The 12,207-nt window shown below is 63.2% G+C and carries 11 protein-coding genes and 1 tRNA gene; 4 read left to right on the forward strand and 8 right to left on the reverse strand.

What is annotated here, in order from left to right:
* Window positions 1-31 precede the first annotated feature (31 nt).
* Window positions 32-108 (forward strand) — tRNA-Arg (locus AT984_RS06785).
* 116 nt (window positions 109-224) lie between these two features.
* Here the strand turns inward: AT984_RS06785 and AT984_RS06790 are convergent.
* Window positions 225-926, reverse strand: coding sequence for a glutathione S-transferase N-terminal domain-containing protein (locus AT984_RS06790; protein ID WP_058719441.1), 702 nt, complete (start codon window positions 924-926; stop codon window positions 225-227).
* A 62-nt stretch (window positions 927-988) separates the two neighbouring features.
* On the opposite strand from AT984_RS06790, the gene AT984_RS06795 reads away from it, so the two are divergent.
* Window positions 989-1,732 (forward strand): hypothetical protein, encoded by a 744-nt coding sequence (locus tag AT984_RS06795; RefSeq protein ID WP_058719442.1) that lies wholly within the window; start codon window positions 989-991, stop codon window positions 1,730-1,732.
* 71 nt (window positions 1,733-1,803) lie between these two features.
* Here the strand turns inward: AT984_RS06795 and AT984_RS06800 are convergent, their stop codons facing one another.
* Together AT984_RS06800 and AT984_RS06805 are read right to left on the reverse strand one after the other, a co-directional pair.
* A complete protein-coding gene (locus AT984_RS06800) occupies window positions 1,804-2,877 on the reverse strand; it encodes a phosphotransferase (RefSeq protein WP_058719443.1) in 1,074 nt (357 codons plus the stop codon).
* An 8-nt stretch (window positions 2,878-2,885) separates the two neighbouring features.
* On the reverse strand, window positions 2,886-3,590 hold the full coding sequence (locus tag AT984_RS06805) for a Crp/Fnr family transcriptional regulator (RefSeq protein ID WP_058719444.1): 705 nt from the start codon (window positions 3,588-3,590) through the stop codon (window positions 2,886-2,888).
* Between the two features lie 221 nt (window positions 3,591-3,811).
* Here AT984_RS06805 and AT984_RS06810 point away from each other — a divergent pair, with 221 nt between their 5' ends.
* A complete protein-coding gene (locus tag AT984_RS06810; RefSeq protein ID WP_156421920.1) occupies window positions 3,812-5,842 on the forward strand; it encodes a type IV pilus assembly protein FimV in 2,031 nt (676 codons plus the stop codon).
* A 62-nt stretch (window positions 5,843-5,904) separates the two neighbouring features.
* Here AT984_RS06810 and AT984_RS06815 read toward each other — a convergent pair whose 3' ends face one another.
* Genes AT984_RS06815 through lptF form a run of 5 tightly spaced genes read right to left on the reverse strand, consistent with a single transcriptional unit; the run spans window position 5,905 to window position 10,693 of the window.
* A complete protein-coding gene (locus tag AT984_RS06815; protein ID WP_058719446.1) occupies window positions 5,905-7,092 on the reverse strand; it encodes a pyridoxal phosphate-dependent aminotransferase in 1,188 nt (395 codons plus the stop codon).
* Window positions 7,093-7,105: 13 nt separating this feature from the next.
* On the reverse strand, window positions 7,106-8,050 hold the full coding sequence (locus AT984_RS06820) for a CysB family HTH-type transcriptional regulator (protein WP_058719447.1): 945 nt from the start codon (window positions 8,048-8,050) through the stop codon (window positions 7,106-7,108).
* Window positions 8,047-8,445, reverse strand: coding sequence for a sirohydrochlorin chelatase (locus tag AT984_RS06825; RefSeq protein WP_058719448.1), 399 nt, complete (start codon window positions 8,443-8,445; stop codon window positions 8,047-8,049). Before AT984_RS06825 ends, AT984_RS06820 begins: the two co-directional genes overlap by 4 nt.
* Before the next feature lie 5 nt (window positions 8,446-8,450).
* Complete coding sequence (lptG, locus tag AT984_RS06830) at window positions 8,451-9,596, reverse strand: LPS export ABC transporter permease LptG (RefSeq protein ID WP_058719449.1); 1,146 nt, start codon at window positions 9,594-9,596, stop codon at window positions 8,451-8,453.
* A complete protein-coding gene (lptF, locus tag AT984_RS06835) occupies window positions 9,593-10,693 on the reverse strand; it encodes an LPS export ABC transporter permease LptF (protein ID WP_058719450.1) in 1,101 nt (366 codons plus the stop codon). Before lptF ends, lptG begins: the two co-directional genes overlap by 4 nt.
* A 28-nt stretch (window positions 10,694-10,721) precedes the next feature.
* Between lptF and AT984_RS06840 the strand changes: the two genes are divergently transcribed.
* Window positions 10,722-12,191: a leucyl aminopeptidase gene (locus tag AT984_RS06840; RefSeq protein ID WP_058719451.1), complete on the forward strand. Its 1,470-nt coding sequence runs from the start codon at window positions 10,722-10,724 to the stop codon at window positions 12,189-12,191.
* Window positions 12,192-12,207 lie beyond the last annotated feature (16 nt).

The raw sequence follows: 12,207 nt of genomic DNA on the forward strand, positions 1-12,207 counted from the left end.
GCTCCCTGTGGAGGCGCCAGCCTCCCGCGTACCGACCATAGCTCAACTGGATAGAGCACCCGCCTTCTAAGCGGGCGGTTGCAAGTTCGATTCTTGCTGGTCGGGCCAGTTTTCTGGCCTCTCATTCCCCTCTGACCCTCATCGTTAGCAAAGCGCTCTTGGCTTTTGCTGGCTTGGCGGCGCGTCGCTCGTGTGTGCCGAACCCGGGCGACTGCCGTTTGGCTTCAGTGCAGGGGATGTTTGCGGTACTGTTGCTCGCCGAAGAGCACCTCATGCGCTTGCTCATCCAGTTGTGCCTGGCGCATATCGGCCAGCACCTCCAGGCCGCGCCGCACTGCCGGGCGGCCGGCGATCTCATCGAACCAGCCCTTCAGATACGGGTAGTCGCCCATTTTCACGCCCTGACTTTTCCAGGAGCGCAACCAGGGGAAGACGGCCATATCGGCAATGCTGTATTCGGGGCCACCGATGTATTTGCTGCTGGCCAGGCGGGTATTCATCACGCCGTAAAGTCGCTGTGCTTCACTGCTGTAGCGCTGAATGGCGTAGTCGATTTTTTCTTTGGCGTAGACGCGGAAATGGTGGGCTTGACCCAGCATGGGGCCGACACTGCTCATCTGGAACATCAGCCACTGCAGGACTTCGTATTTGCCGTGTGTATCAGGCGGTAGAAAGCGGCCGGTCTTGCCTGCGAGGTAGAGAAGAATGGCGCCGGATTCAAACAAGTGAATGGCTTTGCCGTCAGGCCCGTCGGGGTCTAGCAGGGCAGGAATCTTGTTATTCGGGCTTAGCTTGAGAAATTTGGGTTCAAACTGTGCCCCGGTGCCAATGTTCACGGGGATCACCCGATAGGGTAAGCCGCATTCTTCCAACATGATGTGAACTTTGTGGCCGTTTGGCGTGGCCCATGAGTAAAGATCGATCATTGTTTGCCTCTCTTACCTTTGACGCGGGTCCCTCGGCCTGCGCTGACTCATTGTGCTAGTTCATGTTTTTAAAGCAAGTTAAACACTGGTTCATCGCACGCGCCAATGCCGCGCGTTGGCGACCCATCCATGATTGGGCGGAGAGTCGGCAGGGGCAGTTCCGGCTCGCCAAGGACGGGCGTGGTTTCTTGATTGAGCAGCCCAAGGCCATGCCCGGCAGCTTGCGCATCGAATGGGGGGCGTCACAGCGCGCCTACATCGAGGGCACCGAGTTGCGCATGCGCTGCGAGTTACGCCTGCACAGCGACTTGCAAATGATGATTCTGTGCCGCCAGTTGATGGAGGTGCTGGAGCGCACCGTCTTTGAGGCCTACACCGATACCTTGAAGACCCGGGTGGACACCGATACGCCGGAGGAAATGCGCTGGTTGGTGATGTTCCCCAAGGTGACGACTATCTCGTCCAAGCTGGTGCGCCAGCGCTTTGGCGCTTTGGGTGTCAACAAGACCTTGGCCGCCGACTGGCTGGAGGGTGAGTTGAGTGAAATCCTGGCCCAAGCCAGCCAGGACTTGTTGCCCGAGGGCCATCCCTTTGTGCTGATGACCATGCGCGGCAATGTCTATTTGCGTACCGCCATGACCGAGCCCACCTTGCCCAAGATTCAGGCCCTGGTGCGGGTGCTGGAATCCGCCTGCCGTGAGGCGTTGCGGATCAATGGGAAGTTGTCTGAGCGCGGCCCCTGGCCGACCACGACCTCGGTGGCCTGGCACAGCTCCACTCCGGATGAGGATGTGCCGCAAAACTGAGGCGCTCCAGCCCAGCGATTGACCTCGTCAACCCGGGCCTGCCGGGTGCTGTATCGAGATGCCTGGCTGTTTCAGCCCCGCTGCGCGAACTGCCAGGCCAATTCCGCCAGCGGGCGGGCGCCGGCGCCGGCCTCGCGGGCTTGCTGGCTGGACGCGGTGCCGTCCACCACGCGCTTGGCAATGCCTTGCAGAATCGCCGCAATGCGGAACAGGTTGTAGGCCAGATAGAAATTCCAGTCCTGCATCACGCGGTCCACATCGGCGCGGCCGGTGCGCTCACAGTAGCGGCGCACATAGCTGAGCTCATCCGGGATGCCCAGGGCTGCCAGGTCTTTACCGCCCAAGCCACGCGCTGCGCCGGAGGACTGGATATGCCAGGTCATGCAGTGGTAGCTGAAGTCGGCCAGCGGGTGGCCCAGGGTCGACAGCTCCCAGTCCAGCACCGCCATCACCTCGGGCTTATCGGGATGGAAAACTAGGTTGTCGAGGCGGAAGTCGCCGTGCACGATGGCGACCTCGCTGGGGTCGCGTGCCGATGCGGGAATGTGGGCCGGCAGCCAGGCAATCAATTCATCCATGGCCGGGATGGGCTCGGTCACCGAGGCCAGGTACTGCTTGCTCCAGCGTCCGATCTGGCGTTCGAAATAGTTGCCCGGCTTGCCGTATTCGGCCAGGCCGCATGCGCTGAAGTCGACCTTGTGCAGGGCCGCGATGACGCGGTTCATTTCATCAAAGATGGCGCCGCGCTCAGCCGGCGTCATGCCGGGCAGGCTGGGGTCCCAGAGTACGCGGCCGGGCATGAAAGCCATGATGTAGAAGGCGCGGCCGATCACGGATTCGTCTTCGCACAAGGCCAGCATCTGCGGTACCGGCACGGCGCTGTCGGCCAGGGCGCGCATCACGGTGAACTCGCGCTCAATCGCGTGGGCCGAGGGCAGCAGCTTGGCCACCGGGCCGGGCTTGCTGCGCATCACATAGCTGCCGCTTGGTGTGATGAGTTTGTAGGTCGGGTTGGACTGCCCGCCTTTGAACTGCTCGATGCTCAAGGGGCCGGCAAAGCCCGGCAGATGGGCAGTCAGCCAAGTACTCAGTGCCTCCAGATCAAGGCTTTGGGTGAGGGCGCGAGTACCGGTGAATGCATCCATTTTTTTGCTTATCGGCTGGCGATAGCCAGCAATTTGTCTTTGTTTAACACCACCAAACGGGTGGGCTCGACACGCACAGCACCATCTCGCTCAAAGCCCTTGAGTTCCTGATTGACCCGCTGCCGCGAGGCGCCCAGCAACTGGGCCAGGTCTTCTTGCGCCAGTTGCAGGCCGATGCGGATCTCCTCACCTTGCTCAATGCCGTAGGAGCGTGCCAGCAGCAAAATCTGCTTGGCCAGCCGCGAGGCAAGCGGGCGGGTGTTGAGGTCCTCGACCGTGTCAAACATCAGACGCAGTCGGCGGCAGTTCAGGCGCAGCAGGGCTTCGTAGAGTTCCGAGTGCGCTTGCAGCAAGGCCCTGAAATCGGGCTTGCGCACGATCAGCAAGGTGGTCTCGCCGTGGGTGGTGGCATCGTGCGTGCGCGGCAGACCGTCGAACAGCGAGATGTCGCCAAACCAGGTGCCCGGCTCGACATAGGTCAGTGCCACTTGCTTGCCGGCAAGAGACACCGAACTCACCCGCACCGCACCCTTGGCGACGCCCACCCATTCCTCGGCCGGCTCGCCACGGCAACTCAGCAAACTGTCGTCGCCCAAACGTCGCACGGACGCTCGGGAAAGGATGTCGCTGCGAAGTGTGGGAGAGAGCCTGGAGAACCACGAACCCGATTCGATGTTGTTGCGTTCGAGAATTGTAAGAACCGTACTATTCATGCTCAGTCGCTGACGTGACAGCAGGAGGCTGCTGTGATGCGGCTTATTGTCTATGAGCTTTGGCGTGCCTGCTGCCGAGGGCTTTTACGCGGCCAGTCTGTGGTTTCTTGGTGGCGTTGGCGCGGCCTGCTCGAATCAGGGGTGGCTGAAGGCCGGCGCCGGTATGGCTCATGCTAGAGTGCTCAAAACATCACAAACCCGGCATGGACCGAGAATTTTCAGTGCCTTTTCATCGTTGGTGCGCCAATCCCATTCGCTTGGCCTTGCTGACAGTGATGGCCACAGGCGCCATGGGGTCCGCAGCAGCCCTGGGCGTCGAGCGGCCTTCGGCCCAGTCGGCCCTGGGTCAGTCCCTGAACCTGGCATTTCCGGTTCATCTGGGGGCTAATGAAACCTTAAGCTTGGATTGTGTCCAGGTGGAAGTGTTTGTGGGCGAGGCCCGCTTGTCTCCCGCTCAAGTGCGTGTGCAACTGGAGGGGCTGACCGAAGGCAGCGTCCGCGCCGTGCGCGTTCGCAGCTTTGTGCCGGTCAATGAACCCATCGTCAACGTCACCCTCAGCCTGGGTTGCCCGGTTCGTTTTGTGCGCCAGTACAGCGCGCTGATCGACCCACCCGATAGCAAGACAGCCATCCCGCCCTCGGCCGAAGCCGATGCGGCCCAGTTGCGCAGGCTTTCGCCCGCACTGCAGGCGGCCATGGCCAATATAGGGGCGGCGGGTTCTGCTGTGTCGACAGCTTCGGCCGCGCCAGCAGCGGGCCAGGCGGTGGCCGCTCGCGTATCCAGCGAGCCCGCGTCTGCGACGGCTCAGCCGGCGCGCAAGCGTCAAGTTGAGCCGCAGACAGCAGCGCAAGCGGAGCGCAGCAACGGGGCTGGCAAACAAAAGATCAGTAAACCGGGCACCAAGGAAGCCGCCAAGCTGCGCCTGGATGCGCCGGAGTTGGATCAGCAGGCCTTGGCGAATACCGTGCTGGAAAGGGCCGCCGCAGTCACAGCAGCGGCAGCCGCGGCATCGGGTGCCGCCGAGATGAGCGCAGCTTTGCAGCGCTTGCAAGCGGTGGAAAGTGGCTTGGCTGCGATGCGCCGCGAACGCCAGGCAACCGAGGCCAAGTTGCAGAGCCTGCGCTCGCAGTTGGCGCCCACCCAAGCGCCCAGCGAACCGGGGCCGCTGACCATCATCTTGGGCGTGGCTGTGCTGGCCTTGAGTGGCGCGGTGGCCTTCCTCTGGCATAGCCGTAGGCGAGAGCGGATCTTGCATGAGCGTGCGTGGTGGCGCGAGGGTGACGGCCCGGCCACTGCGGCAGATGCCGGTACAGGCGCCGCCGTGTCTGTCGCTACGCCTGTTGCGGCAGCTGCGGCGCTTGCCGCCTCGGATGCGCCAAGCACGACCGTGCCAGTGCCGCTTGATGGCGCCAAGCCCGTCGATGAGCAGACCGTTGTCTTGCCCTACCAATTGGCGAGCGACGCCGACGCGCCGCCCGCTGATGCAGCGGCTGGTGCGGCGCTGGAGTTGGAACTTCTGCCCGCAGACCATGTCGCTGCCTCGCCCGTAGCCTCCGCCGAGCCGCTGAGCGTGCAACTGCTGGATGAGGACCTGACCTGGCACACCGGCAACACGCCGGCCGGCCCATCGTTGGACTCGCATGTCAGCGTCGAGTTGCTGATCGACCTGGAGCAGCAGGTGGACTTCTTCCTGGTGCTTGGCCAAACCGAATCGGCGGTTGAACTGCTGCAGGAGCGCATTCGCACCGGCACGGCCAGTGCCTTGCCCTATTTGAAACTGATGGAGATCCATCAAAGCCACGGTCAGCAGGCCGAGTTCGCGGCGGTGGCGCAGAGCTTTGCGGAGCGCTTCGGTGCCGTGGCGCCGACTTGGGGCGATGACGTGAACCATGGCCGTGAACTGGCCGACTATCCGGATGCCCTGCGCCTGCTACAGCTGCAGTGGTCGGACAGTGGCGCCAGCATGGCTTGTTTGCAGCAGTTGCTGTCTGAAGGCAATCTGGGCACGACCGGCTTTGATTTGCCTGCTTACCGGGAATTGCTATTCCTTTACAGCGTGGCGCGCGATCTGTCGGAGCATGAGGTGCGCAGCGACGACATCGATCTCTTCTTGCCCCTGGATGCCGATGCCACCGGCGCGGCCGGCATGGACTTGATGGCCACCATGGTCTGGCAAGCCCCGCAGGCCACCCCGACGAATGAGCCGGGCGTAGACATCTTGTTGGACGATCCCGCGCCGCGCAAGATCTGAGGACGGCGTTGGCTGCGGTGGAGGAGCAGGCCGCGCAGCAGGGCTGGCGGCGGCCCTTTGACTCAGAGTTCGCGCAGCAGGGCCAGAGCTTGAGTCAAGGTCTCGTCACGTTTGGCGAAGCAAAAGCGCACGATGTTCTGCGGGCCTTCGGGCTTGGCGATGAAGGCTGACATCGGAATGGCCGCCACGCCCACTTCGCGGGTCAGCCATTCACAAAAAGCCTGATCGCCTTGCTGGCCCGTGGCCGCAAAGCTTGCCACTTCGCTGATGTCCACGCACTGGAAATAGCTACCCTCGCAAGGCAGCATGCGCAGCTTGCTGCCGGCCAGGCCGGCGCGGAAGAAGTCGCGCTTGCGCTGATAAAACGCCGGCAGTTCCAGATAGGGTGTTGGCTGTTGCATAAAGCTGGCCAGTCCGAACTGCATCGGCGTGTTGACAGTGAACACGTTGTATTGGTGAACCTTGCGGAACTCGCGGCTCAGGCTCGCCGGTGCCGCCACATAGCCCACCTTCCAGCCGGTGACGTGATAGGTCTTGCCGAAGCTGGAGATGATGAAGCTGCGCGCCGCCAATTCGGGGAAACAGGCCACGCTTTGGTGGGCGGCGCCGTCGAAGACCATGTGCTCGTAGACCTCATCGCTGATCAACAGGATGTCGGTGTCCCGCAGCAGCGCGGCCAGCTGCGCCATCTCCTCAGCCGTCCAGACCGTGGCGCTGGGGTTGTGCGGGCTGTTGATGATGATGGCGCGGGTGCGGGGCGTGATAGCGGCTTTGATGCGCGCGAAGTCGGGCCTGAAGCTGGCCGCATCCAGCGGCACACGCACCACCACGCCGCCAGACAGCTCGATATTGGGCGCGTAGCTGTCGTAGCAGGGTTCCAGAATAATCACCTCGTCACCCGCATGCACGATGGCCAGCAGGGCGGTGAAGATGGCTTGCGTGGCGCCAGCGGTGATGGTGATCTCGCTGTCGGCCTGGTAGCGGTGGCCGTAGAGCGTGGCGATCTTGTTGGCCACCGCTTCGCGCAGTGCCGGCACGCCGCTCATCATCGGGTACTGGTTATGGCCTTGCAGCATGGCGGCATGCACGGCTTCGATGAGCGCCGGGTCGCAGGCGAAGTCCGGGAAGCCCTGGCCCAGATTGACCGCGCCATGCTGCTGCGCGAGCGCCGACATGGTGCTGAAGATGGTGGTGCCGACCTGCGGCAAGCGGCTGTCGATCTGGGGTGTCGGGCTCGGTGTGGCAGTCACGGTGAATCAGAAGTTAGAGGCTGTAGTCGCTGGCGTCTCCGCTCATGGCGCGTTCCAGCAGATGGCGGTTGAGTCGGTCCGACAGCAGCTCGGCGAAGGTGTAAACATAGTTGCGCAAATAGGCGCCGCGCTTGAAGGCAATGCGGGTGACGTTCTGCCCGAACAAATGACCCAAGGGGCGCGACACCAGGTCGCCGCCGGGCGGGTCTTCGCGCACCGCCATCTCGGCCACGATGCCTAGGCCCATGCCTAGGCGAACATAGGTCTTGATGACGTCGGAGTCAATCGCCTCCAGCACGATATTGGGCTGCAAGTGGCGGGCGGCAAAGGCCCGGTCGATGCGGGTGCGGCCGGTGAAGCTTGGGTGGTAGGTGACGATGGGCTCGGCCGCCAATTTATCGAGGCTGACCCGCTCGACCTGGGCCAGCGGGTGATCGCTGGGCACCACCAACACATGCTGCCATTCGTAGCAGGGCAGGCTGACCAACTCGTCGATCTGCGCCAGGGATTCGGTCGCCAGGCCCACATCGGCGCTGTCGTCCAGCAACCAGCGCACGACCTGTTCGGGGTTGCCTTGGTGCAGGCTGACGCGCACCTGCGGCAGTTGCCTGCGCAGCTGCGACACCGGGCTGGGCAGCACATAGCGGGCCTGGGTGTGGGTGGTGGCGATGGACAGGGTGCCGTTGTCCTGCTTGGAGTATTCCTCGCCGATGCGCTTGAGGTTGCTGACCTCGCGCATGATGATCTCGATGGCGGCCAGCACCTGCTGGCCCGGCTCGGTGATGCGGCGCAGGCGTTTGCCGTGGCGGGTGAAGATGTCAACGCCCAGCTCTTCCTCCAATTCCAGAATGGCTTTGGAGACACCTGGCTGCGAGGTGAACAAGGCCTTGGCGGTCTCGGTCAGATTGAGATTGCGGCGCGCGGCCTCCTGCACAAAGCGGAATTGGTGCAGATTCATGAGGGCTCCTGCTGAGGCGCTGGGCTGGCGTCCAGCCAAGCCAGGCTGGCGTCGGTCATGGCTTGCAAAACGCGGTCTTGCTCACCCAGCGCTGGGTGCAGCAGCCATTCGATGCGCGTGCCGTAATGGCTTTGCAGACGTTCCAGCATGGGCGGGATGTCGCGCCGCACATGGCCGCCGGTGCCCAGGAACATGGGCACGATGTGGATGCGTGTGCAGCCCTGCTCGGCCAATTGGTGGGCCGCAGTTTCCAGCTCGGGCTGCATGAACTCGAGGTAGGCCAGCACCATGGGCAGGCCCGGCCGGGCGGCGCGCACCCTGGCCTCAACGGCGTGAAAAGGGCGGGCCCACAAGGGGTCGCGGGCGCCGTGCGCGAAAAGCAGAAGTCCGTCCATATCGTTTACCGGTAACGCACCAACCAGCCAAAAGCGGCCAGCGAAAGTCCCAAATAAGCCAGGCTGGGCGAGGCCGCCACGACCCAGGGAGTCCAGTTGTTCAAGATGCCCACGTGGCCAGCCACATTGTTTAGGAGCACAAAACTGATGCCCAGCATGATGCCGCCAAACACCTTCAGGCTGATGCCGCCCGAGCGGCCATGCAAATAGGCGAAGGGCAGGGCCAGCGCCACCATCACGAAGCAGGCAAAGGGGTAGAAGGCCTTGCGCCAGAAGGCGATGTTCTGAGCCTGCGCAGATTGCTCCTGGGCCGAGAGGTGTTCGGTGTAGCGGTAGAGCTCGATGGTGGACATGGACACCGTGGGCAGCAGTGCTGCGGCCACCACGCCGGCATGCAGGCTGCTGTCCCAGCTCATGCTGGGCAAGCGCCAATGCGTCACCGCCAGGGCGTCGTCCGCGCGGCGAGCTTTCTTGGCATCGACGGGCTGCGCCGGCTTGGCCAGCCAGTCGGTGCGCTCAACCTCGGATAACAGCCACTGGCCTTTGCCATCCACCTTGGCCGTCTTGGCCTCGATGCGCGAGACCAAGCCGCCGTTGGCGTCGAACTCAAAAATGCGCACGTCCTGCAATGCGCCGGAGGCCGTGGCCTGACCCACATTGATGGCAAAACTGTGGTCTTTCCCGTCCACCAGCTTGTGCTCCTTGAGCCAGGCGCCGCGGTTGCCGCTGGCCACATTGCCGCTGAGGCGGGCGCGCATGGCGTCGGCCTGTTTGTCGAAGTAGGGTGCCATATAGTCGCCCACCACAAAGGTCAGGGCGGCGAAGCCCAAGGCCAGGGTGGCCAGCAGCGCCAAAGCCCGGCGCGGCCCGAGGCCGCCGGTGCGCAGAATGGTGAACTCGCTCGACTGCGCCATGCGGGCGAGCGAAAAAATGCTGCCGATCAGCACGGCAATCGGCATCAGCTCGTACAAATGCCCCGGCAAAACCATCAGCGAGAGCAGGGCGGCGCGCGCGGCGCCGGCGCCAATGCGGCTCATGCGCTCCAGTTCATCGACGAAGTCAATGAAGTAGAACAGCGACAAAAAGGCGGCCGAGACAAACAGCACCGAGCCCAGGATGTCGCGGTAAAGCAGGCGGCGGACGGTCCTCATGCGGCGGCCACCTTGCGTTTGAAGCGCGGCAAGCACAGGCGGTTGCCTTGGTCACGCAGCCACATCAGGCCGATGGCCAGCAAGAACACGCCGCCGTGCACGCCCAGCAAAGCCAGTGGCGCGGTCGTGCGCGAGTTGGCAACCCAGGACTGGCTGAGGTTGACCACATTGAAATAGACCACCGCGGCCAACATGGCGAAAAGCAAGTTCCAGTTATTGGCGCGGCGCGGGTTGCTGGCTGACAGGCCGATGCCCAGCATGACCATATTGAGGCTGGCCAGAATCATGCCGAAGCGCCAGGTGAGTTCAGCATCGTTTTTGGGGTTGGGGTTGCGCAGCAGATCCGGGGTGTAGAGCGCCTTGGGCGGCAACTGGTCCGCCGTGCGCATGGCCTGGCTGTCGGCCAGCACTTTGTATTCTTCAAAGCGGGCCAGGCTTTTCTCTTGCGTTTTCTCGTTGGTCTCGTTGCGCTGGCCATGATCGAGCACCAGAAAGCGGTCATCGCCTTCAAGCACGATTTGGCCCTTGGCCGAGGTGGTGATGGCTTCGCTGTCGCCGCGCTGGGTCAGGATGAAGACATTGCGGCCGGTGCGGCCGTCTTCGCTGTCGCGGTCAATGAAGAAGGTGCTGTTGCCGTCACGCGAGGTTTGAAATTGGCCGGGTGCCACGCGCGACAAATCGCTGCGCTTTTGAAAGCGTTCCAGCAGCAAGGTGCTGTTCTGATTGCCCCAGGGCCACAGCAGCAGATTGAGCAGAATCACCACCGCGATCACCGGCGCAGCCATGCGCAGCACCGGGCGCACGAAGCGCGCCAGACCGATGCCGCTGGCGAACCAGATGGTCATTTCCGACTCGCGGTACATGCGGCCCAGCGAAGACACCACGGCAATGAACATTGACAGTGACAACATCGTTGGCAAATGCGCCAGCGAGGCGTAAGCCATCAGCAGCATCACATCTTGAGGCGCGACATTGCCACCCGCTGCCCGACCAAGGGTCTGGATCAGCATGATGGTCAAAACAATGGTGAGGATGACCACAAGGGTCACGCCGAAGCTGCGGGCCAACTCTCGACGTACGGTGGAATCGAATAACATTCGCGCACTTTATCTATTCGGCGACATTATGGACTTTCGTACACAGACCGCGTCCCTGGACGCATTGGCCGGCGTGAATGCCGATGCATTGATCGTGGTTTTGGGCGGCGAGGCTTTGCCCGCCACGCTCGACGCGACGCTGAGCGCCCTGGTCAAGGACGCCGTCAAGCTGGGCGATTTCGAATTCAAGGCCGGCAAGACCCTGGTGCTGCAGCGCGCTGTTGGCGTCAAGGCCCCGCGCCTGGTGCTGGCTGCCGCCGGCAAGAACACGCTCAAGAGCGCACGTGCCGCACTGCAAGCCGCATTGGCTCAGCTCAAGGGTCGCGGCGCGGCTCACGCTGCCGTGGCTTTCGCGGGCTTTGAAGGCAGCGAAGACACGGTGGAAAGCCTGGCCGAGCAGTTCGTGCTGGGCGCGCAGGATTCGGCCTATGTTTACACCCATACCAAGCCCAGCGCTCCTGCTGCGGCCAAGTTGGTCAAGCTGAGCTTGCTGGTCGACAAGGAAGACTTGGCCGAGGTGAAGAAGGGTCTGGCCCGCGGCCAAGCCATCGGCGCCGGCATCGAATTGGCACGAGAGTGCGCCAACCGCCCGCCTAACTACGCCACGCCCACCTTCCTGGGTGAGCAAGTGCAAGCCATCGGCAAGAGCCATGGCATCAAGGTCGAAGTGCTGGACAAGAAGGCTGTTGAGAAGCTGGGCATGGGCTCTTTCTTGTCGGTGGCCCAGGGCTCGGACGAGCCGCTGCGCTTCATCGTCGCCCGCTATGACGGTGCGGCCAAGACCGTGCCGCCGGTGGTGCTGGTCGGCAAGGGCATTACCTTTGATTCGGGCGGTATCTCGCTCAAGCCGGGTGCCGGCATGGATGAGATGAAGTTCGATATGGGTGGAGCTGCCAGCGTGCTGGGCACGCTGCGCGCTGTGGTCGAATTGAAGCCCAAGCTGAACCTGGTGGTGCTGATCGCTGCTTGCGAGAACATGCCCAATGGCCGCGCTGTGAAGCCGGGCGATGTGGTGACCTCGATGTCCGGCCAGACCATCGAAATCCTGAATACCGACGCCGAAGGCCGCTTGATTCTGTGTGACGCCCTGACCTATGCCGAGCGCTTCAAGCCCGCGGTGGTGGTGGATGTGGCCACGCTGACCGGCGCTTGCGTGATCGCCCTGGGCGGTGTGCGCAGCGGCATGTACGCCAGTGACGACGAACTGGCCGCCGCCCTGACGGCCGCCGGTGACGCGGCTCTGGACCCTTGCTGGCGCATGCCTTTGGACGATGAGTACGAAGAAGGCCTGAAGAGCAACTTCGCCGATGTCGCCAATGTGGGCGGCCGCGAAGGCGGCTCCATCACCGCAGCCAAGTTCTTGCAGCGCTTTGCCGACAAGTACCGCTGGGCCCATCTGGACATCGCCGGCACGGCTTGGAAGAGCGGCGCGGCCAAGGGCGGCACCGGCCGTCCCGTGGGCTTGCTGACGCACTTCGTCTTGTCGCAAGCACGTTGATGCCGGACCGAGCCTG

Origin of the sequence: Paucibacter sp. KCTC 42545 (assembly GCF_001477625.1) — a bacterium.
Taxonomy (GTDB): Bacteria; Pseudomonadota; Gammaproteobacteria; order Burkholderiales; family Burkholderiaceae_C; genus Paucibacter_A.

What these genes read in the sequence shown, in the direction of transcription:
- AT984_RS06790 (WP_058719441.1), bottom strand. Translation starts at nt 926, where the DNA reads ATGATCGATCTTTACTCATGGGCCACGCCAAACGGCCACAAAGTTCAC.
- AT984_RS06795 (WP_058719442.1), top strand. Translation starts at nt 989, where the DNA reads ATGTTTTTAAAGCAAGTTAAACACTGGTTCATCGCACGCGCCAATGCC.
- AT984_RS06800 (WP_058719443.1), bottom strand. Translation starts at nt 2,877, where the DNA reads ATGGATGCATTCACCGGTACTCGCGCCCTCACCCAAAGCCTTGATCTG.
- AT984_RS06805 (WP_058719444.1), bottom strand. Translation starts at nt 3,590, where the DNA reads ATGAATAGTACGGTTCTTACAATTCTCGAACGCAACAACATCGAATCG.
- AT984_RS06820 (WP_058719447.1), bottom strand. Translation starts at nt 8,050, where the DNA reads ATGAATCTGCACCAATTCCGCTTTGTGCAGGAGGCCGCGCGCCGCAAT.
- AT984_RS06825 (WP_058719448.1), bottom strand. Translation starts at nt 8,445, where the DNA reads ATGGACGGACTTCTGCTTTTCGCGCACGGCGCCCGCGACCCCTTGTGG.
- lptG (WP_058719449.1), bottom strand. Translation starts at nt 9,596, where the DNA reads ATGAGGACCGTCCGCCGCCTGCTTTACCGCGACATCCTGGGCTCGGTG.
- lptF (WP_058719450.1), bottom strand. Translation starts at nt 10,693, where the DNA reads ATGTTATTCGATTCCACCGTACGTCGAGAGTTGGCCCGCAGCTTCGGC.
- AT984_RS06840 (WP_058719451.1), top strand. Translation starts at nt 10,722, where the DNA reads ATGGACTTTCGTACACAGACCGCGTCCCTGGACGCATTGGCCGGCGTG.